General features: G+C 68.8%; 21 protein-coding genes. 9 read left to right on the top strand and 12 right to left on the bottom strand.

Going from position 1 to position 24,939, the window contains the following annotated elements; genetic code table 11:
- The first annotated feature begins 3 nt into the window (after nt 1-3).
- The 4 genes from PARJ55_RS0111355 to PARJ55_RS0111340 are packed head-to-tail and all read left to right on the top strand — an operon-like array spanning nt 4 to nt 3,521.
- On the top strand, nt 4-816 hold the full coding sequence (locus PARJ55_RS0111355) for a CbbQ/NirQ/NorQ/GpvN family protein (RefSeq protein WP_028713152.1): 813 nt from the start codon (nt 4-6) through the stop codon (nt 814-816).
- A gap of 15 nt (nt 817-831) precedes the next feature.
- Nucleotides 832-2,748, top strand: coding sequence for a nitric oxide reductase activation protein NorD (locus PARJ55_RS0111350; protein ID WP_028713151.1), 1,917 nt, complete (start codon nt 832-834; stop codon nt 2,746-2,748).
- A complete protein-coding gene (locus PARJ55_RS0111345) occupies nt 2,748-3,284 on the top strand; it encodes a cytochrome c oxidase subunit 3 (RefSeq protein WP_028713150.1) in 537 nt (178 codons plus the stop codon). The genes PARJ55_RS0111350 and PARJ55_RS0111345 overlap by 1 nt, the downstream gene beginning before the upstream one ends.
- Before the next feature lie 3 nt (nt 3,285-3,287).
- Entirely contained in the window at nt 3,288-3,521 is a 234-nt protein-coding gene (locus PARJ55_RS0111340; RefSeq protein WP_028713149.1) for a cytochrome C oxidase subunit IV family protein, read from the top strand.
- Between the two features lie 45 nt (nt 3,522-3,566).
- On the opposite strand, the gene PARJ55_RS0111335 is transcribed toward PARJ55_RS0111340, so the two are convergent.
- The 5 genes from PARJ55_RS0111335 to PARJ55_RS0111315 all read right to left on the bottom strand — a co-directional run bounded on the left by PARJ55_RS0111335 (nt 3,567) and on the right by PARJ55_RS0111315 (nt 8,084).
- The gene (locus PARJ55_RS0111335) at nt 3,567-4,241 is read right to left on the bottom strand and encodes a Crp/Fnr family transcriptional regulator (RefSeq protein ID WP_028713148.1); all 675 of its coding nucleotides are present in this window, start codon (nt 4,239-4,241) and stop codon (nt 3,567-3,569) included.
- 93 nt (nt 4,242-4,334) lie between these two features.
- A complete protein-coding gene (nagA, locus tag PARJ55_RS0111330) occupies nt 4,335-5,459 on the bottom strand; it encodes an N-acetylglucosamine-6-phosphate deacetylase (RefSeq protein ID WP_028713147.1) in 1,125 nt (374 codons plus the stop codon).
- Nucleotides 5,459-6,484: an SIS domain-containing protein gene (locus PARJ55_RS0111325; RefSeq protein ID WP_028713146.1), complete on the bottom strand. Its 1,026-nt coding sequence runs from the start codon at nt 6,482-6,484 to the stop codon at nt 5,459-5,461. Before PARJ55_RS0111325 ends, nagA begins: the two co-directional genes overlap by 1 nt.
- A complete protein-coding gene (locus PARJ55_RS0111320; protein ID WP_036698233.1) occupies nt 6,484-7,251 on the bottom strand; it encodes a GntR family transcriptional regulator in 768 nt (255 codons plus the stop codon). Before PARJ55_RS0111320 ends, PARJ55_RS0111325 begins: the two co-directional genes overlap by 1 nt.
- A complete protein-coding gene (locus PARJ55_RS0111315) occupies nt 7,251-8,084 on the bottom strand; it encodes a BadF/BadG/BcrA/BcrD ATPase family protein (RefSeq protein WP_028713144.1) in 834 nt (277 codons plus the stop codon). Before PARJ55_RS0111315 ends, PARJ55_RS0111320 begins: the two co-directional genes overlap by 1 nt.
- 153 nt (nt 8,085-8,237) lie before the next feature.
- On the opposite strand from PARJ55_RS0111315, the gene PARJ55_RS0111310 reads away from it, so the two are divergent.
- The 5 genes from PARJ55_RS0111310 (at nt 8,238) to PARJ55_RS0111290 (ending at nt 13,323) form a co-directional block, all read left to right on the top strand.
- Nucleotides 8,238-9,116 (top strand): N-acetylmuramic acid 6-phosphate etherase, encoded by an 879-nt coding sequence (locus tag PARJ55_RS0111310; protein ID WP_028713143.1) that lies wholly within the window; start codon nt 8,238-8,240, stop codon nt 9,114-9,116.
- 48 nt (nt 9,117-9,164) lie between these two features.
- The gene (locus PARJ55_RS0111305) at nt 9,165-10,424 is read left to right on the top strand and encodes an ABC transporter substrate-binding protein (RefSeq protein WP_028713142.1); all 1,260 of its coding nucleotides are present in this window, start codon (nt 9,165-9,167) and stop codon (nt 10,422-10,424) included.
- Between the two features lie 113 nt (nt 10,425-10,537).
- Entirely contained in the window at nt 10,538-11,455 is a 918-nt protein-coding gene (locus tag PARJ55_RS0111300) for a carbohydrate ABC transporter permease (RefSeq protein WP_028713141.1), read from the top strand.
- Nucleotides 11,456-11,465: 10 nt separating this feature from the next.
- The gene (locus PARJ55_RS0111295) at nt 11,466-12,305 is read left to right on the top strand and encodes a carbohydrate ABC transporter permease (RefSeq protein ID WP_028713140.1); all 840 of its coding nucleotides are present in this window, start codon (nt 11,466-11,468) and stop codon (nt 12,303-12,305) included.
- A 25-nt stretch (nt 12,306-12,330) separates the two neighbouring features.
- On the top strand, nt 12,331-13,323 hold the full coding sequence (locus PARJ55_RS0111290; RefSeq protein ID WP_028713139.1) for an ABC transporter ATP-binding protein: 993 nt from the start codon (nt 12,331-12,333) through the stop codon (nt 13,321-13,323).
- Between the two features lie 9 nt (nt 13,324-13,332).
- Here the strand turns inward: PARJ55_RS0111290 and PARJ55_RS0111285 are convergent, their stop codons facing one another.
- From PARJ55_RS0111285 to PARJ55_RS21925, 7 genes are all read right to left on the bottom strand, one after another.
- Nucleotides 13,333-14,220 carry a cation diffusion facilitator family transporter gene (locus tag PARJ55_RS0111285; RefSeq protein ID WP_028713138.1) on the bottom strand — a complete coding sequence of 296 codons (888 nt, stop codon included), beginning with the start codon at nt 14,218-14,220 and terminating at the stop codon, nt 13,333-13,335.
- Between the two features lie 220 nt (nt 14,221-14,440).
- Nucleotides 14,441-18,988: a glutamate synthase large subunit gene (gene gltB / locus PARJ55_RS0111280; protein ID WP_028713137.1), complete on the bottom strand. Its 4,548-nt coding sequence runs from the start codon at nt 18,986-18,988 to the stop codon at nt 14,441-14,443.
- Nucleotides 18,988-19,686: a hypothetical protein gene (locus PARJ55_RS0111275; RefSeq protein WP_232215694.1), complete on the bottom strand. Its 699-nt coding sequence runs from the start codon at nt 19,684-19,686 to the stop codon at nt 18,988-18,990. Before PARJ55_RS0111275 ends, gltB begins: the two co-directional genes overlap by 1 nt.
- Before the next feature lie 76 nt (nt 19,687-19,762).
- On the bottom strand, nt 19,763-21,256 hold the full coding sequence (locus tag PARJ55_RS0111270) for an NAD(P)-dependent oxidoreductase (protein ID WP_028713135.1): 1,494 nt from the start codon (nt 21,254-21,256) through the stop codon (nt 19,763-19,765).
- Between the two features lie 150 nt (nt 21,257-21,406).
- A complete protein-coding gene (locus PARJ55_RS0111265) occupies nt 21,407-22,213 on the bottom strand; it encodes an undecaprenyl-diphosphate phosphatase (protein WP_028713134.1) in 807 nt (268 codons plus the stop codon).
- On the bottom strand, nt 22,210-23,202 hold the full coding sequence (locus PARJ55_RS0111260) for a complex I NDUFA9 subunit family protein (RefSeq protein ID WP_028713133.1): 993 nt from the start codon (nt 23,200-23,202) through the stop codon (nt 22,210-22,212). Before PARJ55_RS0111260 ends, PARJ55_RS0111265 begins: the two co-directional genes overlap by 4 nt.
- 31 nt (nt 23,203-23,233) lie before the next feature.
- On the bottom strand, nt 23,234-24,832 hold the full coding sequence (locus tag PARJ55_RS21925; RefSeq protein WP_036698228.1) for a GMC oxidoreductase: 1,599 nt from the start codon (nt 24,830-24,832) through the stop codon (nt 23,234-23,236).
- Nucleotides 24,833-24,939: the final 107 nt, after the last annotated feature.

Raw genomic sequence — 24,939 nt, 5'->3', positions numbered from 1 at the left:
GCCATGAACGCGCATGTGAAAACCGAACGGAACGGGGCGGCCGACGCCCCCTTCTACCTGCCGCAGGGCGACGAGGTCGCGGTCTTCGAGGCCGCCGCCGCCAACGACCTGCCGGTGCTGCTGAAAGGCCCGACGGGCTGCGGCAAGACCCGCTTCGTCGCCCATATGGCGGCGCGGCTGGGCCGGCCGCTTTATACCGTGGCCTGCCATGACGACCTGTCCGCCGCCGACCTGATCGGGCGCTACCTGCTCAAAGGCGGCGAGACGGTCTGGACCGACGGCCCGCTGACCCGCGCCGTGCGCGAGGGCGCGATCTGCTATCTCGACGAGGTGGTCGAGGCGCGCAAGGACGTGACGGTGGTGCTGCACCCGCTGACCGACGACCGCCGCATCCTGCCCATCGACCGCACCGGCGAAGAGATCGAGGCGGCGCCCGGCTTCATGCTGGTCGCCTCCTACAACCCCGGCTATCAGAACATCCTGAAAACGCTGAAACCCTCGACCCGGCAGCGTTTCGTGGCCATGGAGTTCGACTTTCCCGAACCGGCGCGCGAGGCCGAGATCGTCGCCCGGGAAAGCAGGCTCGACCGCGACCGCGTGACCGGGCTGGTGCGGCTGGCGGGCAAGATCCGCGGCCTCAAGGGCCAGGACCTGGAAGAGGGCGTCTCGACCCGGCTGGTGGTCTATGCCGCCAGCCTGATCGCCGGCGGCATGCCGATCGACCGCGCCATCGAGGCGGCGATGATCGAGCCCCTGACCGACGATGCCGAGGTCAAGCGCGGGTTGCGCGACCTGGTCGCGGCGATCTTCGGCTGAAAAGGAGAGCGTGCCATGGGTCTGGACCTTGAACCCTGGGAGCCCGAGGAAACCGTCGGTAAGCTCTGGCATGTCTGGGCCAGCGGCTTCGGCGCGCCGCAGGAATTCGAGGATCAGGCGGTGGCGCTTTCCGAGGTCTCGGGGCGGCTCGCGGTGCTGTTCCGGGGGCTGGGCGGCGGTGCGGCGGTCGAGATCCGGCCCGCCGCCGCCCAGGCGTCGCGGCATCGCATCGGCTGGCGCCGCCGGCTGGGCACGGTGGCGGAACTGACGCCGCATGCCAGCTTCGACGGCGAGATCCTGCGCCTGCCGGAGCGGCTGTCGGCGCTGCCATCGCGCCAGGCGAACGGCGCGCTTTTCCTGTGGCTCGCAGCTTGCGCGGCGCATGGCAGTATGGTGCCCGCGCAGGGCGATCCGCTGCGCCGCGACCTGGCACGGCTGGGCGCGGCGCAGCGGGCCGTCGCCGCCACGCTGGAGGATGCGCCGGGCCTGACCGGGCTTTACGACGACCTTGCCGAACTGGTGCTGTCCTTGCGCCCCCGCGCCGCGCTGCCGCCGGCCGAGGCGGCGGTCGAGGCGCTGGCCCGGCATCTGCTGGGCGATCCGGCGCCGCTGCCGCCGCTGGCCCGCGACTGGCTGGCGGCGCTGGACGATCCGCAGGCGCAGGCGCCGCGCGGCTATCGCCCGATGCGGCCGGTGCCGCTGTGGCCCGATCTGGCCCTGCCCGAGACGGCGCTCGCCGCCGTGCCGGGCGAGGCGCCCGACGGCATCGCCGCCGATCCGGCCAGCGCGCGCATGTTCCGCGCCCGCCGCCGTCGCAGCGATCAGCCGCAGCGCCGCGACAGCCTGATCCTGCACAAGTTCGAGGCCCTGCTGAGCTGGGCCGATCTGATGAAGCTCAACCGGCATGTCGACGATGACGATCAGGACGATGCGAAGAAGGCGGCCGAGGATCAGGAGGAACTGGGCCTTGGCCAGGTGTCGAAGGCCCCGGCGACGCGCCTGCGGCTGCATCTCGATCTTGCGCCCGAGGACGCGGATCTTGAGGCTGTCGCCGGCATCCACACCTATCCCGAATGGGATGCGCGGCGCGGGCGCTACTTGGCCCATCATGTGCGCGTGCTGGAAAACCGCGCGCCCGGGCATGACGAGGCGCCGGCCCCCGATCCCGGCGCGCAGGCGCGCATCCGCGCCGTGCGCCGCCAGTTCGAGGCCCTGCGCCCCGGCCGCCTGACCTCGACCGGCCATCGCGACGGCGAGGAGCTGGATGCAGAGCTGACCGTGCGCGCCGCCGCCGACCTGCGCGCCACCGGCCAGGGCAGCGACCGGATCTGGCGCCAGTCCCGGCCCTTGGCGCGCAATCTTGCGGTGTCGATCCTGCTCGATGTGTCGCGCTCGACCGAAAGCGCGGTGACGGGCCGCGCGGTGATCGAGATCGAGCGCGAGGCGCTGGCGGCGCTGGCCTGGGGGCTGGATGCCTGCGGCGACCGCTTCGCGATCAACGCCTTTTCCTCGCTGAAACGCGACCGGGTGTTTCTGAGCGCCTGCAAGGCTTTCGACGAGCCGATGGGTGCGGCGGTCGAGCGGCGCATCGCCGGGCTGCGGCCGCGCTTCTACACAAGGCTGGGGGCCGGCATCCGCCATGTCTCGGCCGGGCTTTCGGCCCAGGCCGGCAGCCGGCGGCTGCTGCTGGTCATCACCGACGGCAAGCCCAACGACCTTGACCATTACGAGGGTCGCCACGGCATCGAGGACAGCGCCCGCGCCGTGCGCGAGGCGCGCATGGCCGGCCATGCCGTGCACGGGATCACCGTGGACCGCGACGGGAAAAGCTGGTTTCCCCGCATCTTCGGCCAGGGCGGCTTTTCGCTGATCCCGCATCCCGACCGGCTGCTGGCGGCGCTGCCGGTGATCTATCGGCAACTGGTGGCGTGATGCGCGTCCAGGACCTGCCGGGCGAGCCGATCATCTGGGTGCTTATCGCATCCGAGCTGCTGGTCTTTGCCGCCGGCATCACCGCCATGGCTGCGGTCCGGCTGACCGACCCGGCCGGCTTTGCCGCGGCGCAGGCGCAGCTGCATGGCTGGATGGCGGCGCTGAACACGGCGATCCTGGTCACCTCGGGCTTCTTTGCTGCCCGGGCCGAGCGCGCCTGCCGCCTGGGCGACCGGCGCCGGGCGCGCGTCGGGCTGGCGCTGGCGGCGCTGGGCGGCGCGGGCTTTCTGGCGGTGAAGGCGGTGGAATATGCCGGCGACCTGCGCGCCGGCCTGGGCATGGAGAGCCACCCGTTCTTCACCTTCTACTACCTCCTGACCGGCTTTCACGCCGCGCATGTGCTGTTCGGCATCGGCGTGCTGGCGCTGGTGGCGATCCGGCTGCGCGCCGAGGAGGTGCAGGCCGGCGCCGCCTTCTGGCACATGGTCGATCTGGTCTGGGTGCTGCTGCTGCCGCCCGTCTATCTGCTGGGGTAGGGGATGGGACTGACGCGCATCTGGCTGATGCTGCTGGCGCTGACCGCCGCGACCACGGCGCTGGCCTTCGTGCCCGGCCCCGCCGCCGCCGCGGCGCTGCTGGCGGTGGCGCTGCTCAAGGCCCGCACCATCCTTGCCGGTTTTCTGCATCTCGACCGGGCAACGGGCTGGCGCGCCGCCTTCACCGTGCCGCTGGCGATCTGGCTGGTGCTGATCTGGGGGCTGCATGTCATCTGAGGCGCGGGGGCCCGGCGCTTTCGCAGCTTGCGGCGCCCGCGGCCGTCAATCCATCGCCATCATGCGCAATTCGGCGATATCGGCGATGATGGCCTTGTCGGCCTCGATCTCGACCCCGTGCTGGCGCAGCCGGGCGAAGGCGCGCGACAGGCTTTCCGGCTGCATGCCCAGATGGCCGGCGATCAGCCGCTTGTTATAGGGCAGCCGCACCTCGGTCGGGCCGGCCTCGGCATCGGAAAGGTCGGCCAGGAACTGCGCCACGCGCTGCACCCCGGTATGGGCCTTGAGCCTTTCGATCTGGTCCACCAGCCCTTGCAGATGCACGAAGGTCGAGGCCAGCATCCTGATGGCGAATTCCTGGTTCTCCAGCAGGAACTGCCGCAGCCGGGCGCCGTCGATCTGCAGGAGCGTGCAGTCCGAGATCGCCTCGGCCGAGACCGGATAGGGTTCGCCGCGCAGCACCATCGCCTCGGCAAAGCTGCGGTTGCGGCCCAGGATCGCCACCACCGCCTCGGTTCCGTTCGGCGTCAGCCGCGACAGCTTGACGAATCCGTTCAGGACGATGAACACCGCCCGCGCCGGATCGCCTTGCAGAAAGATGGTCTCGCCCTCGCGATAGCTGCGGCGCTGGGCGTCCTTCAGCAGCTTGTCGCGCATGTCGGGGGCCAGCCCGTTCAGCAGAACGGACTTCTTTACCGCCTCGGGCAGGGGGGCGTTCATCGGATTCCTCATCCATGGTTTCGCGCCGCCCAAGTCTGGCACGCCCGGCCGGCGAGGGAAAGACCGCGCATTCCGCTTGGCCTTTCCCGGCGTTCAAGGCGACAACCAATGCTCGCGCAGGCCGAAATCCTCGTCCAGCAGCACCAGATCGGCCGCGCGGCCGGGGGCCAGGGCGCCGTAGCGGTCCTGCAGGCCCAGCAGCGCCGCCGGGATGGCCGAGGCCATGCGCAGCGCCCGTTCCGGCGCGATGCCGACCTGATGGACCAGCACGCCGATGGCCTGGGGCAGCGTCAGGTCGGCCCCGGCCAGCGTGCCGTCGGCCAGGGTCAGCCGCCCGTCGCGGCGCAGCACCTTGCGGCCGCCCAGCTCCATCTCGGCCAGGTCGGTGCCGGCGAAGGCCATGCAATCGCTGACCAGGAAGATGCCCTCGGGCCGCGCCCCCAGCGCCAGCCGCATCACCGCCGGATGCACATGGATGCCGTCGGCGATCAGGCCGGCACCCGCATCGCCGGCCAGCACCGCGCCGGCCAGTCCCGGCGCGCGGTTGCCGATCTGGCTCATGGCGTTGAAGAGATGTGTGGCGCAGCGGGCGCCGGCGGCAAAGGCGGCCTGCGCCTCGTCATGGCTGCAATCGCTGTGGCCCAGGCTGACCACCGCCCCGGCCCCGGCCAGCGCCGCGATCTGCTGCGGGCTTGCCGCCTCGGGCGCCAGCGTCACCATCAGCGCCGGCAGCCGCCGCGCGGCGTCGCAAAGCCGGGCCAGATCATCGTCGGTCATCGGCCGGATCAGCGCCGGGTCATGCGCGCCCTTGCGGCGCGGGTCGAGATGCGGCCCCTCCAGATGCAGGCCCAGGAAGCCCGGCACCCCTGCCTCGGCCGCCGCGATCCCCAGCGCGATGACATGGGCGGTGGCCTCGGGCGTGTCGGTGATCAGCGTCGGCAGCACGCCGGCGGTGCCAAGCGCGCGATGTGCGGCGCAGATGCGGTGCAGCCCCCCCAGATCGGTCGTACCGTCCAGCATCAGCCCCCCGCCGCCGTTCACCTGCAAATCCAGGAAAGCCGGGGCGAGGATGCCCGACACCGCCCGCCGCCCCTCGGCCGGCGCCTCGGCCTCGGGCAGGATGGCGGCGATCTTGCCCGCCTCGACCACCAGCGCATGGCCGTCGAGGAAACGCGCGCCGTCGAAGATCCGCGCGCCGGTCAGGACCTCGCGCGCCATCACACCGTCTCCGTCACCTTGCGCAGATGCGGCGGCGTGTCCGGGTCGAAGCCGCGCCGCCGCGCCAGCCCCTCGATGAAGGCGTAGAAGCCGGCGATGGTCACCAGCGGTGCCACCAGCGGATGCAGGCCGGGAACCGAGGGAAGGGTGATGGCGCCGCCGACCTCGGTGCCAGTCACGAACACATCCGCGCCCTGGGCCGCCAGCCGCTCGGCCGTGGCCTTGAGCTGGGGCAGGGCGGCATCCTCGATCCCCAGCGCCAGCACCGGGAAGCCGGCCTGCACGATGGCGGCCGGGCCGTGCAGAACCTCGGCGGCGGAATAGGCCTCGGCATGGATGCCCGAGGTCTCCTTGAACTTCAGCGCCGATTCGCAGGCGATGGCGAAGCTGGGACCGCGGCCCAGCACGAAGGCCGAGCTGGCCCGCGCCAGCCGCGCCGACAAGGGCGACCAGTCCAGCCCCACGGCCTGCCCGAACGCTTCGGGCAGGGCGGCGACGGCATCCTGCAGGGCGTGATCCTCGCGCCATTCCGCCAAGAGCGACAGCCCGGCCAGCACCGAACAGACGAAGGTCTTGGTGGCGGCGACGCTTTTCTCCTCGCCCGCCTGCAGGGGCAGGCAATGGGCCGAGACCTGCGCCATCGGGCTGTCCTCGACATTGGTGATGGCGATGGACAGCGCCCCCCCTTGCCCCGAGGCGCGCATCATCTCGACCCCGTCCGGGCTGCGGCCGGATTGCGAGATGCCGATGCAGGCCGCCTTGCCCAGCCGCAGGGGCCGGCGATAGATCGAGGCGATGGAGGGGCCGACCGAGGCGACCGGCACCCCGGCCTCCAGCTCGATGGCGTATTTCAGATAGGTCGCGGCATGGTCCGACGACCCGCGCGCCACCGTCACCACCAGGTCGGGGTCCTTGCGGCGCAGGGCGCTGGCCGCGTCCGCCACCGCATCGCGCGAGCGTTCCAGGAATCGGGCGGCGGCTTCGGGGATCTCGGCCACTTCGCGCGCCATATGGGTCTGGCTCATCACGGGTTCCTTTCGCCTTCCGGGGCAAGTTTCAGTTCCACGGCGAAGTCATAGGCATCGCCGCGATAGAGCGAGCGGGTGAACTCGACCACCTTGCCCGAGGGCAGGTAGGAGATGCGTTCGATGCGCAGCCCGGCCACGCCGGGGCTGACGCCCAGCAGATCGGCGTCCTTGGCGTTCAGGTTCGCGGCCGAGATGCGCTGCACCGCCCGCACCGGCCGCATGCCGCGCGCTTCCAGCACCGCGTAAAGCGAGGCATCGACGCCTTCGGGATCGGGCAGGATCGCCTGCGACAGCGAGGCGCGCTCGATGGCCAGCGGCACCCCGTCCGAGCTGCGCACCCGTTCCAGCCGTGCCACCTTCTCGCCGACGCCCAGTCCCAGCGCCATCACCTCTTCGGGCGCCGGGGCGTGCAACCCGCGGGCGATCCAGCGGCTTTCGACGCTGCGGCCGCGCCGGGCCATGTCCTCGGTGAAGGAGGTCAGCAGCGACAGCGCCTGCTCCAGCTTCTCGACTTTCGGCGCCACGAAGGTGCCCGAGCCGCGCTTCTGCACCAGCTGCCCCGAGGCGACCAGCTCTGCCACCCCCTTGCGTACGGTGACGCGCGACAGGCCGGTCATCGCTGCCAGCTCGCGCTCGGACGGCAGGCTGTCGCCGGGTTGCAGCCGCCCCGAGGCGATGGCCTCGGCGATCAGCCGGTGCAATTGCAGGTAAAGCGGCCCGCCGCCGGTTTCCTCGAAGGCCTCGGGGGTGAACAGCTCGCCCATCACGCCTCCTGCCGGGCCAGATGCAGCGCCCCGTCGACGCCCGAGCCCCTGGGCGGCTGGATGGGCCATAGCCCCTGCAGGCGGGCGGCGTAATGCGGGCCCAGTCCGCCCAGGAACACCACCGGCAGGCCGCGGCCGGCTTGCAGCCTGTCGATCATGGCGCGGATCTCGGCCACGGCGGCGGCAAAGATGCGTTCGCCCGCCGGGTCGGTGCCGGCAATGATGCGCGGCGCGAATTGCGCGAATTCGGCCGGCCGGGCGCGGAAGCCGAAGGAGATCACCCCCTCGATCCCGCCCAGCTCGTCCAGCACCGCCTGCAGCAGCGGGGTCATCGGCGCGAAGCCGTCCTCGGCGCGCAGGGCCTCGGCCAGCAGCGCCCGGCCCAGCACCGCGCCGCTGCCCTCGTCGCCCAGGACGAAGCCGCGGCCGCCATATTGCCGCATCTCGCCGCCGATCTGCACCGCGAAGACCGAGCCGGTGCCCATGGCGGCGACGATGCCGTCCCCGCCCCCCAGCGCGCCGGTGGCGGCGGTCACCGCATCGGTGACGATGCGGGTGCGGCGAAAGGGCAGCATGGCCCGAAGGCTGCGGGCGGCGGCGGTGACATTGGCCCCGGCCAGCCCCAGCACGGCGGTCAGTTCGTCCAGATGGCCCTGTCCGGCGTCCTGAAGCGCGGCGCGGGCGGCGGCGAGGATATTGGCGCAGGCCCCCTCGGTCTCGACCGAGATATTGGCCGGCCCGGCCGCGCCCTGGCCGATGATCCGGCCCGCGCCGTCCGCGATGGCTGCGCGGCAGCCGGTCCCCCCTCCGTCTATGCCCAGGAAATATGACATGGCGACTCCCTTTGACTGCACGATACCAAAACAATACCAAAAGGGAAGAGCTATTTTCGGAAGCGCCATGAAACGCCAATTTTGGCGGATATTGAAGAAGGGTCTTTACAAGTGGTATTGTTTTGGCATTATCAACGGAACAGGGGGAATCACATGACCGCATCCGGCACCGAGGCAAGGCATCCGGCATCCGCAGGGCTTCACGCCCGCCCGGGCGGCGAGGTGCTGCGTGTCCTGCTGGACGCGCAGGTCGCGGCGCTGGGCGCGCTGCAGCCCGCGCTGCCCGCGCTGGAACGCGCAGCCGAGGCCGCAGCAGAGGCGCTGCGCCGGGGCGGCAAGCTCGGCTATGCCGGGGCCGGCTCCTCGGGGCTGATGGCGCTGGCGGATTGCCTGGAACTGGCCGGCACCTTCGGCATCGCGCCCGAGCGCACGCCGATGATGTTCGCCGGCGGGGCCGAGGCGCTTTTGCACCTGCAAGGCAGCGTCGAGGACGACCCGCAACTCGCGCTGGCCGACCTGGATCGTGCCGGGCTGGCGGCGGGGGATGTGCTTCTGTGCCTCTCGGCCTCGGGGCGGACGCCCTATGCGCTGGCGATCTGCGCGGCGGCGCAGGAACGGGGGGTGACCGTCGCCGGCCTCGCCCATGTGGCGGGCTCGGCCCTGCTGCAACGCGCCGATATCCCGGTGCTGATCGAGACGGGGGCCGAGGTGGTTTCCGGCTCGACCCGCATGGGGGCGGCCACGGCGCAGAAGGTGGCGCTGAACATGCTCTCGGTGCTGGTGGCGATCCGGCTGGGCCATGTCCATGACGGCTACATGGTCAACCTGGTGGCCGACAACATCAAGCTGGTGGACCGCGCTGCCCGCATCGTCGCCGCCGTCGCGGGGGTCGGGCGCGAGGCGGCCGAGGCGGCGCTGTCGCACACCGGCGGCGCGGTCAAGCCCGCCATCCTGGTCGCGCGCGGCATGGCGCCCGACATGGCCCGGGCGCGGCTGGCCGAAACCGGGGGCCTGCTGGCCCCGCTGATCTGATTGCAACCAGAGGGTCCGCGAGAGACCCGATGCCGAAGGGAGAAGACCATGACCAAGACCATCCGCCTGGCGCTGCTGGCCAGCACATTGCTGGGCAGCGCCGCCTGGGCCCAGGACGTGACGCTGACCATCGAAAGCTGGCGCAACGACGACCTCGCCATCTGGCAGGAAAAGATCATCCCGGCCTTCGAGGCGGCCAATCCCGGCATCAAGATCAATTTCGCGCCCTCGGCGCCGCCGGAATACAACGCGGTGCTGAATTCCAAGCTGGATGCGGGCTCGGCCGGCGACCTGATCACCTGCCGGCCCTTCGATGCCTCGCTGGAGCTGTTCAAGAAGGGCAAGCTGGCCGATCTGAGCGACCTGGCGGCGATGGCGAATTTCTCGGACGTGGCGAAATCGGCCTGGCAGACCGATGACGGCGCCCAGACCTTCTGCGTGCCGATGGCCTCGGTGATCCATGGCTTCATCTACAACAAGACCGCCTTCGACGAGCTGGGCCTGACCCCGCCCAAGACCGAGGCGGAGTTCTTTGCCCTGCTCGACAAGATCAAGGAAGACGGCAGCTATATCCCGATGGCCATGGGCACCGCCGACCAGTGGGAGGCCGCGACCATGGGCTACCAGAACATCGGCCCGACCTACTGGAAAGGCGAGGAAGGCCGCAAGGCGCTGATCGAGGGCACGCAAAAGCTGACCGACGAGCCTTGGGTCGCGCCCTTCCGCCAGCTGGCGAAATGGAAGGACTATCTGGGCGACGGGTTCGAGGCGCAGACCTATCCCGACAGCCAGAACCTGTTCACCCTGGGCCGCGCCGCCATCTATCCGGCCGGGTCCTGGGAAATCGGCGTCTTCGGCCCGCAGATCGGCGGCGCCTTCGAGATGGGCGCGTTTCCGCCCCCCGTCCCGGCCGAGGGCGACACCTGCTATATCAGCGACCATACCGATATCGCGCTGGGGATGAATGCCGCGACGAAGCATCCGGAAGAGGCGCGGAAATTCCTGGAATGGGTCGGCTCGTCGGAATTCGCCGCGCTTTACGCCAATGCGCTGCCGGGCTTTTTCTCGCTGAATTCGGCCCCGGTCGAGATGGAAGATCCGCTGGCGAAGGAATTCGTCGGCTGGCGCGAAAGCTGCGAGCCGACCATCCGCTCGACCTACCAGATCCTGTCGCGCGGCACGCCGAACCTGGAGAACGAGACCTGGACCGCCTCGGCCAATGTCATCACCGGCGCCGAGACGCCCGAGGCCGCGGCCGAGCGGCTGCAGCAGGGCCTGGCCTCGTGGTACGCGCCGCAGCAGAAGTGACGGCCTGCCGGGCCTGACGGCCCGAAGTGAATGCTGGCCGGGCCTGACGGCCCGGCGGCGGGGGGCCTTCCGCCCCCCCCGAGGGTATTTTTCAAACAGAGAAGGAGGGCGTCATGGCGCAGCGGAAAGCGTTTCGCTGGCATATCGCGGTGTTTCTTGCCCCCGCGGTACTGGTCTATACCGCCATCATGATCGTTCCGCTGTTCGGGACGCTGAACCTGTCGCTGTTCAACATCGGCGAGGAGGGGCGGGTCTTTGTGGGTCTGCGGAACTTCGCCACGCTGTTCGGCGATCCGCGCTGGTCTGCGAGCTTCTGGAACGCGCTCGGCAACAACGCCTGGTTCTTCCTGGTGCACATGCTGGTGCAGAACCCGGTCGGCGTGGCGCTGGCGGCGCTGCTGAGCTCGCCGCGGCTGCGGGGGGCGGCGTTCTATCGCACCGCCATCTTCATCCCGACCATCCTGAGCTTCGTGATCGTCGGCTTCGTCTGGAAGCTGATCCTGTCGCCGATCTGGGGCATCGCGCCGGGGATGCTGGACGCCGTCGGGCTGAAGTCGCTGTTCGCGCCCTGGCTGGGCCGCGAGGGCACGGCGCTGACCACGCTGGCGCTGATCTCGGTCTGGCAGTTCGTCGGCATCCCGATGATGCTGATCTATGCCGCGCTGCTGTCGATCCCCGACGAGGTGATCGAGGCGGCCGAGATCGACGGCGTCACCGGCTGGTCGCAGTTCTGGAAGATCAAGCTGCCGCTGATCCTGCCCTCGATCGGCATCATCTCGATCCTGACCTTCGTCGGCAATTTCAACGCCTTCGACCTGATCTATGTGACGCAAGGCGCGCTGGCCGGGCCGAATTTCTCGACCGACATTCTGGGGACGTTCCTTTACCGGACCTTCTTCGGCTTCCAGCTGCAGATCGGCGACCCGCATATGGGCGCGGCCATCGCCACCGCCATGTTCGGCATCATCCTGCTGGGCGTCGGCTTCTACCTGTTCGCCATCCAGCGCCGGCTGCGCCGCTATCAGTTCTGAGGGGAGAGCCATGAGCCAAGCCCGCCATTCCACCGCCCGCAGCCTGGCCGCCCATGCCGTGCTGATCCTTTACACGGTGATCGCGCTGTTCCCGGTCTTCGTCGTGGTCATCAACAGCTTCAAGAACCGCCGGGCGATATTCGCCGATCCGCTGGCCGTGCCGACGCCGGAAAGCTTCGACCTGATCGGCTATCGCACGGTGCTGGCGCAGGGGGATTTCGTCCTTTATTTCCAGAACTCGCTGATCGTGACCGTGGCCAGCCTGTTCTTCGTGCTGCTGTTCGGCGCCATGGCGGCCTTCGCGCTGTCGGAATACCGCTTTCGCGGCAACATGCTGATGGGGTTGTACCTCGCGCTGGGGATCATGATCCCGATCCGGCTGGGCACCGTCGCCATCCTGCAGATGATGGTGGCCTCCGGGCTGGTGAACACGCTGACGGCGCTGGTGCTGGTCTATACCGCGCAGGGGCTGCCGCTGGCGGTGTTCATCCTGTCCGAGTTCATGCGCGGCGTCTCGGACGATCTGAAGAATGCCGGGCGCATCGACGGGCTGTCGGAATACACCATCTTCTTCCGGCTGGTGCTGCCGCTGGTGCGGCCGGCCATGGCCACCGTCGCCGTCTTCACCATGATCCCGATCTGGAACGACCTGTGGTTCCCGCTGATCCTGGCGCCCAGCGAGGCGACCAAGACCGTCACCCTGGGCAGCCAGGTCTTCATCGGCCAGTTCGTCACCAACTGGAACGCCGTGCTGGCGGCGCTGAGCCTCGCCATCCTGCCGGTGCTGGTGCTTTACCTGATCTTCTCGCGCCAGCTGATCCGCGGCATCACCGCCGGCGCCGTCAAATGATCCGTCTTGCAGCAAGGAGATCCCGATGGGAGCCCTGACCCTTACCCAAGTCACCAAGTCCTTCGGCGCCACCCAGGTCATCAAGGGCGTCGACCTGAATGTCGAGGATGGCGAGTTCTGCGTCTTCGTCGGCCCCTCGGGCTGCGGCAAGTCCACGCTTCTGCGCATGATCGCCGGGCTCGAGGATGTGACCTCGGGCGACGTGACCATCGACGGCGCGCGCGTGAACGACCTGGCCCCGGCCCGGCGCGAGATCGCCATGGTGTTCCAGAGCTATGCGCTTTATCCGCACCTGACCGTGCGCGACAACATGGGGCTGGCGCTGAAGCAGGCCGGCACGCCCCGCGCGCAGATCGAGGCGGCGACCGGGAAGGCGGCCGAGATGCTGGCGCTGGACCATCTGCTGGAGCGGCGTCCGGCCGAGCTGTCGGGCGGCCAGCGCCAGCGCGTCGCCATCGGCCGCGCCATCGTGCGGCGGCCCAAGCTGTTTTTGTTCGACGAGCCGCTGTCGAACCTCGACGCCGCGCTGCGCGTGCAGACCCGGATCGAGATCGCCCGGCTGCATCGCGAGCTGGGCGCGACGATGATCTATGTCACCCATGACCAGGTCGAGGCGATGACGCTCGCTGACAAGATCGTCGTCCTGCGCGGCGGCGTGGTCGAGCAGGTGGGCCGGCCGATGGACCTGTATAACGACCCCGACAACACCTTCGTCGCCGGCTTCATCGGCAGCCCGCAGATGAATTTCCTGGATGCCGGCAAGCTGGGCCTGCGCTCGGACAGGCTGGGCATCCGCCCCGAGCATCTGGTGCCCGGCGGCGGGCAGATCAGCGGCCGCGTCAGCCATGTCGAGAAGCTGGGCGGCGAGACGCTGGTCTATCTTTCCTCGGAGGACCACGGCCTCTTGACCGTGCGGCTGTTCGGCGAGCAGGACTATGCCGTGGACGAGGTGGTGGGCCTGGGCTTCGAGCCGAACCGCGCCTTTCATTTCGACGCCGAGGGCCGGCGGCTGCGCTAGATCACTGTGCTAGATCACCAGGACGCCGGAATGCTTGGCCTTGTGCTCCGGCTCGACATGGATGGTGATCAGCGCCTCGGGCAGCTTGCGCTTCAGCGCCTGCTCGATGCGGTCGCAGATGTCGTGGGCGGCATCGACGGTCGTCTGGCCGTCCACCACCAGGTGGAAGTCGATGAAGGTGCGCGGTCCGGCATGGCGGGTGCGCAGGTCATGCGCCTCGATGGCGCCGGTGGCGGCGTCCGAGATGGTGGCGCGGATATCGGCCAGCGTGTCCTCGGACACCGCCTCGTCCATCAGACCCGAGAGCGAGCTGGTCATCACCTTCCAGCCCGACCACAGGATGTTCAGCGCGACCAGCGCCGCCAGCGCCGGGTCCAGCACCGCCCAGCCGGTCACGACTGCCAGCGCCACCCCGGCCACCACGCCCACCGACGAGATCACGTCCGACAGCAGGTGACGCCCGTCCGCGACCAGCGCCGGCGATTTCAGCCGGCGCCCGCGGCTGACCAGCACCCAGCACCACAGCCCGTTCAGCACGCTGGCCAGGCCGTTGACCAGCAGCCCCTCCAGCGGCGCATCCAGCATGCGCGGGTTCTGGAAGCCGTGATACGCCTCGCGCAGGATCAGCAGCGCGGCGACGATGATCATCACCCCCTCCAGCACGGCGCTGAAGAATTCCGCCTTGTGATGGCCATAGGGGTGGTCCCGGTCGGCGGGCTTGGCGGCGACGCGGATGGCGATCAGCGCGGCGACGGCGGTGGCGACGTTCACCGTGCTTTCCAGCGCGTCCGAAAGCAGCGCGACCGAGCCGGTCAGCCACCAGGCGAAGCTCTTGAGCGCCAGCACGACCAGGCCGACAAGGATGCTGCCGAGGGCGATCTTTTCGGTCGCGGACATGGGCGCTTCCTTTTCCGAATCCGTCGCGCGGGGGTTTAGCCGCGATTGCGAGGCGGGCCAACCGCCATCGCGGAAAAAGGCCGCATCATGGCGGTGCGGGGCCGGTCCAGCGGCGCAGCCCGGCAATCGCCGCCGATCCCCCGCCGCAGGAGCCGCGATTCATCGTCCCGAAACGAAACGGGGGCCGAAAGGGCCCCCGCTGTCGTCATCCGCGCTGCGTTTACTCTGCCGGCACCGCCGCCAGATCCTCGACCGGGGCGATGGGATGCTTCAGATGCGGCAGCATCTCCTTGGGGCAGACCTGCAGGAAGTTCAGCTTCTCCTCCTCCCAGTTCTGCAGGATCTCCTCGGCCCGGCGCGAGCGGGTTTCCTGGTGGTGCCGCTCGATCAGGCCCTTGAGCTCCGCTTCCCAATGCGCCTGCGTCACCGGGCACAGGACCAGCGTTTCGGCATTGATGTAGTCGCGCGCCACGCCCTCGGGGTCGTAGAGATAGGCCATGCCCCCGGTCATGCCGGCGCCGAAATTGGCGCCGATCCGGCCCAGGATCACGGCGACGCCGCCGGTCATGTATTCGCAGCCGTTGCTGCCGCAGCCCTCGATCACCACCTTGGCGCCCGAGTTGCGGACGGCAAACCGCTCGCCCGCGCGGCCGGCCGCGAAAAGATGGCCGTCGGTGGCGCCGTAAAGCACGGTATTGCCGATGATGGTGTTCTCGGCCGCGTTCAGCGGGCTGCCCATCGGCGGCCGCACCACGATGGTGCCGCCCGAAAGCCCCTTGCCGACATAGTCGTTGGCATCGCCCGAGACCTCGATCTTCAGCCCGGGCGCGGCGAAGGCGCCCAGCGATTGCCCGGCCGAGCCGGTCAGGCGCACGGTCAGGTGATCGGGCTGCAGCGTGTTGCGCATGCCGAAAGTCTGCACGATCATCGAGCTCGTCCGCGTGCCCACCGTCCGCTGGGTGTTCCTGACCGCATAGGACAGCTGCATCTTCTCGCCATCCGAGAAGAAGCGGCCGGCATCGCGGATGATCTCGGCGTCCAGCGTGTCGGGCACGGCGTTGCGCGGCTTCGAGCGGTCGTAGACGATCTTGTCCGAACCATCGACGGTGATGAGCAGCGGGTTCAGGTCCAGGTCGTCCAGCGACTTGTCGCCCCGGCTGACCTGGGTCAGCAGATCGGCGCGGCCGATGATCTCGTCCAGCGAACGCGCGCCGATCAGGGCCAGGATCTCGCGCACCTCGGTGGCGTAGAAGGTGATCAGGTTCACCACCTTGTCGGCCGAGCCGTTGAACATCGCCCGCAGCTTCTCGTCCTGGGTGCAGACGCCGACCGGGCAGGTGTTCGACTGGCACTGGCGCACCATGATGCAGCCCATGGCGATCAGCGCGGCGGTGCCGATGCCGAATTCCTCGGCCCCCATCATCGCCGCCATGACGATGTCGCGGCCGGTCCGCAACCCGCCGTCGGTGCGCAGCGTGACGCGGTCGCGCAGCCGGTTCATCGCCAGCACCTGATGCGCCTCGGTCAGGCCCATCTCCCACGGCAGGCCGGCGAACTTGATCGAGGTCGCCGGGCTGGCCCCGGTGCCGCCATTGTGCCCCGAGATCAGGATCACGTCGGCCTTGGCCTTGGCCACGCCCGCCGCGATGGTGCCGACACCCGAGGAGGCCACCAGCTTCACGGTGATCTTGGCGCGCGGGTTGATCTGCTTGAGGTCATAGATCAGCTGCGCAAGGTCTTCGATCGAATAGATGTCGTGATGCGGCGGGGGCGAGATCAGCGTCACGCCCTTGGTCGAATGCCGCAGCCGGGCGATCAGGTCGGTGACCTTCATGCCCGGAAGCTGGCCGCCCTCGCCGGGCTTGGCCCCTTGCGCGACCTTGATCTCCAGCTCCTCGCAGGCGTTCAGGTATTCGGCGGTGACGCCGAAGCGGCCCGAGGCGACCTGCTTGATCTTGGCGCAGGGGTTGTCACCATTCGGCAGCGGGTGGCTGTGCGCCGGGTCCTCGCCGCCCTCGCCCGAGTCGGACTTGGCGCCGATGCGGTTCATGGCGATGTTCAGCGTCATATGCGCCTCGGGCGACAAGGCCCCCAGCGACATGCCCGGCGTCACGAAGCGCTTGCGGATCGAGGTGATCGATTCCACCTCCTCCAGCGGCACCGGCTTGCCCAGCGGCTTGATGTCCAGCAGGTCGCGGATATGGATCGGCGGGTTCGCCCGCATCGTGGCGGTGAACTGCTTCCAGATGTCGTAGGACGCCCTTTCGCAGGCCAGCTGCAACAGCCGCATGGTATTGGCTTCCCAGGCGTGCTTTTCGCCCGAGCGACGCGCCTTGTAGAAGCCGCCCACCGGCAGCAGATCGACCAGCGGCGCGCGGAAGCCCTTGGCATGGGCTTCCTCCAGCTTGGCCTGCAGCCCGTGCAGCCCGATGCCCGAGATGCGCGACTGCATGCCGGGGAAATATTCCGCCACCATGGCGCGGGAAAGCCCCACCGCCTCGAAGTTCAGCCCGCCGCGATAGGAGGACAGGACCGAAATCCCCATCTTGGCCATGATCTTCAGCAGCCCGGCGTCGATGGCCTCGCGGTAGCGGGTCATGATGTCGATCAGGTTGCCGTCCAGCAGCCCGCGCTCGATGCGCTCGGCCAGGGTGTCCTGCGCCAGATAGGGGTTCACCGTGGTCGCGCCGCAGCCGATCAGCACCGCGAAATCATGCGGGTCCACGCATTCCGAGGCCCGCACGTTCAGCGAGCAGAAGGTCCGCAGCCCCTTGCGGGTCAGCCAGCTGTGCACGGCGCTGGTCGCCAGGATCATCGGCACGCCGATGCGGTCGGCCGAGATGCCCTCGTCGGTCAGGATAATGTGGCCGTTGCCGGACCGCACGGCATCCTCGGCCTCGGCGCGGATGCGCGCCAGCGCCTCGGCCAGGGCGTCCGGCCCGCCATCGACGGCGAAGGTGCAATCGATCTGCGTCGCCTGGCCCTCGAACATGCGGGTCAGCTCCTCGAACTCGCCATTGGCGAGGAAGGGGCTTTCCAGCATGGTGATCTCGGCATGGGTCGAGCTTTCCTCAAGCACGTTCTTGAGGTTGCCGAAGCGGGTGCGCAGGCTCATCACCCGGCTTTCGCGCAAGGAGTCGATGGGCGGGTTCGTCACCTGGCTGAAGTTCTGCCGGAAGTAATGCGACAGCGGCCGGAACTGGCGCGACAGCACCGCGGGCGGCGTGTCGTCGCCCATCGAGGCCAGCGCCTCCTTGGCGTCCTCGGCCATCGGCACCAGCATCTGCTCGACCAGCTCGACGGTATAGCCGACCGCGATCTGGCGGCGGTGCAGTTCTTCGCCGGCGTAAAGCGCGGTCTCGGGCAGCTTCGCCATCAGTTCCGAGGGCTGCACCACCTTTTCCACCCAGTCGCCGAAGGGCTGGCTGGCGGCCAGATGGTCCTTGATCTCGCGGTCGTGGTAAAGCTTGCCCTCGGCCATATCGACGGCGATCATCTGGCCCGGACCCAGCGCGCCCTTTTCGCGCACGGTGGTTTCGTCGACCGGGACCATGCCGGCCTCGGACCCGGCGATCAGCAGGTTGTCGCCGGTCACGACATAGCGCAGCGGCCGCAACCCGTTGCGGTCCAGCCCGCCGCAGACCCAGCGCCCGTCGGTCATCGCCAGCGCGGCGGGACCGTCCCAGGGCTCCATGATCGAGTTGCAATAGGCATACATGTCCGCCCAGGCCTTGGGCATGTCGGTGGTGGCCTTGGACCAGGCTTCCGGCACCAGGATGGTCTTGGTCATCGGCGCGTTGCGGCCAGAGCGCACCAGCACCTCGAACACCGCGTCCAGCGCCGCCGAGTCGGACGAGCCGCCGGGGATGATCGGCTTGATGTCCTCGGCCATCTCGCCGAAGGTCCGCGAGGCCATGCGGATCTCGTGGCTGCGCATCCAGTTCGAGTTGCCCTTGAGCGTGTTGATCTCGCCGTTATGGGCCAGCATGCGGAAGGGCTGCGCCAGCCACCATTGCGGGAAGGTGTTGGTCGAATAACGCTGGTGATAGATCGCGAAGGCGCTCTCGAAGCGTTCGTCCTTGAGGTCGGGATAGAATTCGGCCACCTGCTCGGCCAGCATCATGCCCTTGTAGATGATGCTGCGGCACGACAGCGTGCAGATATACATGCCGGCGATCTGCGCCGCCACCGCCGCCTTCTCGATCCGGCGGCGGATGATGTAGAGCTCGCGCTCGAACTGCTCGTCGTCGATGTCCTTGTCGCAGCGGATCAGGATCTGCTCGATTTCGGGGCGGGTGGCGTTGGCCTTTTCGCCCAGGACCGCGGTGTTCACCGGCACGTGCCGCCAGCCATAGATGTAATGGCCCATGCGCAGCACTTCGGATTCCACGATGGTCCGGCAGCGTTCCTGCGCGGCGAAATCGGTGCGCGGCAGGAACACCTGGCCCACGGCGATCAGCTTGTCATGGTCGGGCTCGTGCCCGGTGCGGCGGACCTGGTCGTAGAAGAAGGGCACCGGGATCTGCACGTGGATGCCGGCGCCGTCGCCGGTCTTGCCGTCCGCGTCCACGGCGCCGCGATGCCAGATCGCCTTCAGCGCGTTGATGCCGCTTTCCACCACCTTGCGGCTGGCCTTGCCGTCGATGCTGACGACCAGGCCGACGCCGCAGGACGAATGCTCGTCCTCGGCACGGTAGAGCGAATGTTCCGCCATCCAGTCGCGGCGGGCCTGTTCCTGCTGTTCCCAGCTCATCTGTTCACAGTCCATCACGTCCGTGCCTCCTTCATAAGCTGCCACAGGATGCCGGCGCCTTCGCCGCCCACCATCTGCAGGTCGCAATCATATTCCGGCGTGGTCGAGCCGAAGCCGGGCTGCCCCGGGAACGAGCACGTCACCGGGCTGTCGTTGGTCTGCTGCACGGCGCCGGTCCAGTCCTCGGAGGTCTCGACGCCGCCATAGAACCGCCCTTGCGCGCGGCTGACGAATTGCTGGCCCCGGCGCCGGATCAGCACCTGGCCGGATTCGCTGTAGGTGGTCAGCTCGAAGCGCGTGACCTCCAGCGACACGCCGCCGATCTGCACCGTCTCGCCGGTCAGCTCGTCCTGGCCGACATGGCGCAGCCGCTCGCCGCTGTTCGAGCGGGTCCAGAAGTCGAAATCGTCCCGGCCCGTGTCCAGCAGCGTGCTGAACGAGGCATGGTCCTCGGCCTCGTCCTCCAGCACGTCGGTCAGGCCGCTGCGCAGGTCGGTGCTTTCCATCCAGCGCGTCTCGCGGTCGATGCGCGACTGGAAGGTCGGGCCCTCGGCGGTGAAATAGGTCACCCACTGGTCGCCCGGCGCATCGGCGCTGCACCGATAATGCTGCGAGACGCTGCAGCCGCGGTTCTGCACCGTCACCTCGAGCTTGCAGCCCGAGGGCGGGGTGAAATTCGCCGCGGCGGCAGGCAGCGGCAGAAAGGTCAGCAAGGTTGCTATTCCTGCCGCCAGCGCCGCGCGGCGCGTTGTGGGATTGATGCTTGGTCCAGACGCCATGGCCACACCCCTATTCGGCGGCGACGCGGGCGGCGCCCGAAAGATAGCCGGCGATGCTGTCGGCAGCCTCGCGGCCGTCGCGGATCGCCCAGACCACCAGCGAGGCGCCGCGCACGATGTCGCCCACGGCAAAGACGCCGGGCAGGCTGGTCTGATGCGTCTGGTAATCGGCCTTGATCGTGCCCCAGCGCGTCACTTCCAGCCCCTCGACGCCCCAGAGCCGCGGCAGTTCCTCGGGCTCGAAGCCCAGGGCCTTGATGACCAGCTCGGCCGGCTCGTCGTAATCGGCGCCCTCGATCAGTTCGGGCGACTGCCGGCCCGAGACGTCCGGCGCGCCCAGCCGCATCTTCTGCACCCGCACGGCGCTGATGGTCGGGATGTCGCCGGTATCGTCCACGTCGCGTTCCTGCGCCACCATCGCCTCGCCGGTGACATGGCCGGTGAATGCGCCGGGGGCCGAGAGCCAGACGAATTCGACGCCCTCCTCCTCGGCGTTCTGCACCTCGCGCTGGCTGCCCGGCATGTTGGCGCGGTCGCGGCGATACAGGCATTTCACCGATTGCGCGCCCTGGCGGATGGCGGTGCGCACGCAATCCATGGCGGTGTCGCCGCCGCCGATGACCACGACGCGCTTGCCCTTGGCGTTCAGCTCGCCATCCTCGTAATCGGGGATCTCGTCGCCCAGATCGACCCGGTTCGAGGCGGTCAGGTAGTCCAGCGCCCGCACCACGCCCTTGGCGGCGGCATTGTCGATGTCCAGGTCGCGGGTCTTGTAGACGCCGGTCGCGATCAGCACCGCGTCATGCTTGCCGCGGATGGCGTCGAAGCTGATATCCTCGCCGACATTGATGTTCAGCACGAAATCCACGCCGCCCTCGGCCAGTTGCCGGGTGCGCCGCTCGACCACCTGCTTTTCCAGCTTGAAACCGGGAATGCCATAGATCAGCAGCCCGCCGGCGCGGTCGTGGCGGTCGTAGACCGTGACCTGGAAGCCCATGCGGCGCAGCCGGTCTGCGGCGGCAAGGCCGCCCGGGCCGGCGCCGATGATGCCGATGGATTCCGGGCGCTCCTGCATGGGGACGACGGGGGCGACCCAGCCCTCTTCCCAGGCGGTGTCGGTGATGTATTTCTCGATGGCGCCGATGGTGACGGTGCCGTGGCCGGACTGTTCGATGACGCAATTGCCTTCGCACAGCCGGTCCTGCGGGCAGATGCGGCCGCAGATCTCGGGGAAGGTGTTGGTTTCCTGGCTGCGCAGATAGGCCTCCTGCACGCGGCCCTCGGCGGTCAGGCGCAGCCAGTCGGGGATGTTGTTGTGCAGCGGGCAATGGCTCTGGCAATAGGGCACGCCGCATTGGCTGCAGCGGCTGGCCTGTTCCTTGGCCTTGGCCTCGGCGAATTCGCGATAGATCTCGTGAAAGTCTTCCGAGCGGGATGCCGCGTCACGTTTCTCGGGCATCTCGCGCCCGATGGTGACGAATTTGAGCATCTTCTGCGTGGCCATGGCTGCGCGTCCTTCGATGACGAGGGTGTTCACAGCCTGATAAGTCAGGCCGCCGCCAAAGAAAAGTCAGCAGAGTTGACCTAATTAACGATTTCCAGCTCTTGCGTTAAAAAATCCATGCTGCAAATGCGAAAAATAGGTCAGCATAGTTTACCAACCTGCCTGCAAAGCCAGCAGAACTGCGGCTCCGACCACGATTCGCCACCAGGCGAAGAAGCCGTAGCCATAGGTCGAGACATAGTTCAGCAGCCCGCGCACCACGACGACGGCGGCCAGAAAGGCGCAGAAGAAGCCGATCACGATGTTCCCGGTCGCTGTCGCGTCCAGGATGTCGCGGTTCTTGTAGAGGTCATAGACGAAGGCGCCCAGCATCGTCGGCATCGACAGGAAAAAGCTGAACTCGGCCGCGGAACGCTTGTCCGCGCCCAGAAGCAGGGCGCCCACGATGGTCGCGCCCGAACGCGAGACGCCGGGGATCATCGCCAGGCACTGGATGAAGCCGATCTTGACCGCCATGGGCAGCGGGAAGTCCTCGGCCGAGAAATAGCGCGGCCGGTTCGCCATCCGGTCCACGAACAGCAGCACCACGCCCCCGACGATCAGCATGACCGCGATCAGGCCGGGGGTCTCGAACAGGACCTCCTTGATGATGCGATGCGCCAGCACGCCGATCACCACGGCGGGCAGGAAGGCCAGCAGGACGGCCAGGATGAAGCGCCGCGCGCGCGGGTCCTGCGGCGCGCTGGTGAAGATCCGCCACAGCCGCCCGGCATAGACGCCCAGGATGGCCATGATCGCGCCCAGCTGGATCAGCACCTCGAAGGCGCGGCCGGGCGAATCGAAGCCGAGGAAATGCCCGGCCAGCAGCACGTGGCCGGTCGAGGACACGGGGATGAACTCCGTCAGCCCCTCCAGCAGACCCAGGGCGACGGCAACAAGGGTGTTGTGGTCCATCAGCTGTTGCGCAGGTTCTTCGCCGAGGCGGTGATCGCCTCATATTGTCCCGAGGGGCGGAAGCGCCACAGATAGCCCTCGATGACGGCGGGGGCGGCGGTCGGCTCGATGCCCAGGTCGGCGAAGGTCTTGACCTGGCCCGAGACCCGGTTCGGCAGGCGCAGCAGCCGCGCCTGGTCGCGGGTCATGATGCGGTTGGTCAGCAGCCCGCCGGTGACGGTCTGCACGCCGTCCAGCGCCGTTCCCATCACGCGGCTCAGCCAATGCGGCAGGCCGATGACGGCGCGGCGGCGCCCGATGGCGGTCAGCACCTGCTGCGCGATCTCGCGCATCGTCAGGACGTCCGGCCCGCCCAGTTCGTAGATGCCGGGCTGCGCCTCGCCCGCGGCGGCCACGGCGGCGGCGCGCGCCACATCATCGACATAGACCGGCTGCATCGGCGTATTCGCGCCCGGCACCAGCAGGATCGGGCCCAGCCGGGTCATCGCGGCGAGGCGGTTGTAGAAATGATCGTCCGGTCCGAACATGACCGAGGGCCGCAGGATCACCGCATCGGGGCGATGCGCCAGCACCGCGGCCTCGCCCCGGCCCTTGGAGGCGGCATAGCGGCTTTCCGAATCCGCATCCGCGCCGATGGCCGAGACATGCACGAACTGCTTCACCCCGGTCTCGGCGGCGATCCGGGCGACGCGGCCCGCCGCCTCCTCATGGATGGCGTCGAAGGTGTTCTTGCCCTCGCGCACCATGATGCCGACGCAGTTGATGACCGCATCCGCATCGGCCATGCAGGCGGTCACCGACAGGTCGTCGCGGATGTTGCAGGGCACCGGCTCGACCTGGCCGGGCGCGCCATAGGTGCGCACGACGCCGGCCTCGTTCGGGCGGCGGACGGCGACGCGGATGCGCCAGCCCTGCGCGGCCATGATCCGGGCGATCTGCCGGCCCAGGAATCCGGACCCGCCATAGATGGTGACCAGCTTGGCTGCGGACATGCGGCGCTCCCTTCGTGGCTTGCTTGATCGTTCAATACCCAAGGCTTCCGCCAGCGGCAAGCCGTGGCCGTAGCCCTGCGACGATCGCGTCCGCCACCCGCAGCGCATTGGCGGCGATGGTCAGGCTGGGATTGACCCCGTTCGAGGTCGGCATGAACGAGGAATCGGCCACGAAGAGATTGTCGACGCCATGCATCCGGCAATCGCGGTCCAGAACGCTGCTGGCGGGATCGTCGCCAAAGCGCAGCGTGCCGCAGGGATGGGCGAAGTTCAGCTGCGGCGCGCTGCCCATGAACATCGCCCGATGCGGGCGGAAGGCCGCGCGCATCGCCTTGCGGAAGGCGGCCCGCCGGCCGCGCAGCTCGTCCGAGATGTCGTAGCGGAAGCGCAGCCGGTCGGGGTCCTGCGGATCGGGCAGGACGCGGTTATGCGCATAGGGCAGGTCCTCGAGCACGCCCACGAACAGCTTGGCATTGCCCAGCATCCGCGCCGCGACCAGGGCGGGAAAGCGCAGCCCGTGCCGCAGCGGCCGGATGCGGCGCAGCGGCGACTGGTCGAAGCGGCCGTTCAGCGCGTGCAGGATCTCGCCATAGCCGGCCGTCAGCCCCATGGATTGCACGGTGCCGAACCGCTGGCCGTTGATGAAATACAGGTCGCGCATGCTGATCGAGCGCGAGGCGCCGGTCTCGTCCCGGCCCTGTCCGGCCCAGATGGCGATGATCTCGCTGAGGTGGAACATCAGGTTGCGGCCGACCAGGCCGTTGCGGTTGCCCAGCCCCCGGGGCCAGGCCTCGCCGGCCGAACGCAAGAGCAGCGAGGGCGAGCCCAGCCCGCCCGCCGCCAGCACATAGGTCCGGGCGCGCAGGGTGAATTCCTGCCCGTCGCGGCGGCAGGTGACGCCCTGGACCTGCTGGCCGTCGGCCTCGATCCGGGTCACCGAGCAGCGGTCGATCAGCGCGGCGCGGCCGGTCTCGATCGCCGGCAGCACCCCGGCCGAGCGGCCGTCCATCTTGCAGCGCCGCGGGCAGCGCCGGCCGAAGCAGCTCTCGCAGCCCGGCAGGAAGCGCGCCGCCATATGCGTGCGATAGGGATGCATGCCCGACCGGCGCAGCGCCGCCATCAGCGCCGCATCCGAGGCCGGCAGCGGCAGGATCGGCGGCAGCAGCTCGGCCCCCGCGGGGGCGAGCGGATCGACCTCGCCGTTGATATGGAAATATTTCTCGGCCAGCGAGAACCAGGGCAGCATCTCGTCATAGCCGACCGGCCAGCCGCCGGTCGGATGCGGCAGCGCCTCGGTCGTGTCCAGGTCGTGCCGCTCGGGACGCTCCAGCGTCGCCGCGTAATAGGCCGAGGTGCCACCCACCCCGGTGCCGATCATGCCGTCAAGCTCGCACCAGGCGCCGTCCAGCTTGGCCTCGAGCATGCAGGGCCAGGCGCCGTTGGCCATCCGCGCCTCGGGATCGCGGGTCTCGATCCCAAGCGCGGGCAGGGGGGCGTCGCCCAGGTCGGGCCCTTTTTCCAGGTAGAGCACGGAAAGCCCCGCCTCGGCCAGGCGCCGGCCCGCGGTTCCCCCGCCGATCCCCGTGCCGATCACGATGGCGTCCCATTCGCGGGTCTTGAGGTCGTCCATGGAAAAATTCCGTTTATCAGAGCACTGGCAACAAATGACTTCCTGTGAAGGGTTTCTAGTCCCGGGCGCTTCCCGGCAGCAACCTGACCGAAAGGATAGGATATCGC

The organism is Paracoccus sp. J55 (genome assembly GCF_000513975.1).
Classification (GTDB): Bacteria; Pseudomonadota; Alphaproteobacteria; order Rhodobacterales; family Rhodobacteraceae; genus Paracoccus.
Note: the sequence above shows the minus strand (reverse complement) of the source record. Positions and strands in the feature narration are given on the sequence as shown.

What these genes read in the sequence shown, in the direction of transcription:
- nagA (WP_028713147.1), bottom strand. Translation starts at nt 5,459, where the DNA reads ATGGCGCGCGAGGTCCTGACCGGCGCGCGGATCTTCGACGGCGCGCGT.
- PARJ55_RS0111285 (WP_028713138.1), bottom strand. Translation starts at nt 14,220, where the DNA reads ATGTCCGCGACCGAAAAGATCGCCCTCGGCAGCATCCTTGTCGGCCTG.
- PARJ55_RS0111260 (WP_028713133.1), bottom strand. Translation starts at nt 23,202, where the DNA reads ATGTCCGCAGCCAAGCTGGTCACCATCTATGGCGGGTCCGGATTCCTG.
- PARJ55_RS0111345 (WP_028713150.1), top strand. Translation starts at nt 2,748, where the DNA reads ATGCGCGTCCAGGACCTGCCGGGCGAGCCGATCATCTGGGTGCTTATC.
- PARJ55_RS0111295 (WP_028713140.1), top strand. Translation starts at nt 11,466, where the DNA reads ATGAGCCAAGCCCGCCATTCCACCGCCCGCAGCCTGGCCGCCCATGCC.
- PARJ55_RS0111325 (WP_028713146.1), bottom strand. Translation starts at nt 6,484, where the DNA reads ATGAGCCAGACCCATATGGCGCGCGAAGTGGCCGAGATCCCCGAAGCC.
- PARJ55_RS0111290 (WP_028713139.1), top strand. Translation starts at nt 12,331, where the DNA reads ATGGGAGCCCTGACCCTTACCCAAGTCACCAAGTCCTTCGGCGCCACC.
- PARJ55_RS0111315 (WP_028713144.1), bottom strand. Translation starts at nt 8,084, where the DNA reads ATGTCATATTTCCTGGGCATAGACGGAGGGGGGACCGGCTGCCGCGCA.
- PARJ55_RS21925 (WP_036698228.1), bottom strand. Translation starts at nt 24,832, where the DNA reads ATGGACGACCTCAAGACCCGCGAATGGGACGCCATCGTGATCGGCACG.
- gltB (WP_028713137.1), bottom strand. Translation starts at nt 18,988, where the DNA reads ATGGACTGTGAACAGATGAGCTGGGAACAGCAGGAACAGGCCCGCCGC.
- PARJ55_RS0111340 (WP_028713149.1), top strand. Translation starts at nt 3,288, where the DNA reads ATGGGACTGACGCGCATCTGGCTGATGCTGCTGGCGCTGACCGCCGCG.
- PARJ55_RS0111320 (WP_036698233.1), bottom strand. Translation starts at nt 7,251, where the DNA reads ATGGGCGAGCTGTTCACCCCCGAGGCCTTCGAGGAAACCGGCGGCGGG.
- PARJ55_RS0111310 (WP_028713143.1), top strand. Translation starts at nt 8,238, where the DNA reads ATGACCGCATCCGGCACCGAGGCAAGGCATCCGGCATCCGCAGGGCTT.
- PARJ55_RS0111350 (WP_028713151.1), top strand. Translation starts at nt 832, where the DNA reads ATGGGTCTGGACCTTGAACCCTGGGAGCCCGAGGAAACCGTCGGTAAG.
- PARJ55_RS0111355 (WP_028713152.1), top strand. Translation starts at nt 4, where the DNA reads ATGAACGCGCATGTGAAAACCGAACGGAACGGGGCGGCCGACGCCCCC.
- PARJ55_RS0111270 (WP_028713135.1), bottom strand. Translation starts at nt 21,256, where the DNA reads ATGGCCACGCAGAAGATGCTCAAATTCGTCACCATCGGGCGCGAGATG.
- PARJ55_RS0111305 (WP_028713142.1), top strand. Translation starts at nt 9,165, where the DNA reads ATGACCAAGACCATCCGCCTGGCGCTGCTGGCCAGCACATTGCTGGGC.
- PARJ55_RS0111300 (WP_028713141.1), top strand. Translation starts at nt 10,538, where the DNA reads ATGGCGCAGCGGAAAGCGTTTCGCTGGCATATCGCGGTGTTTCTTGCC.
- PARJ55_RS0111335 (WP_028713148.1), bottom strand. Translation starts at nt 4,241, where the DNA reads ATGAACGCCCCCCTGCCCGAGGCGGTAAAGAAGTCCGTTCTGCTGAAC.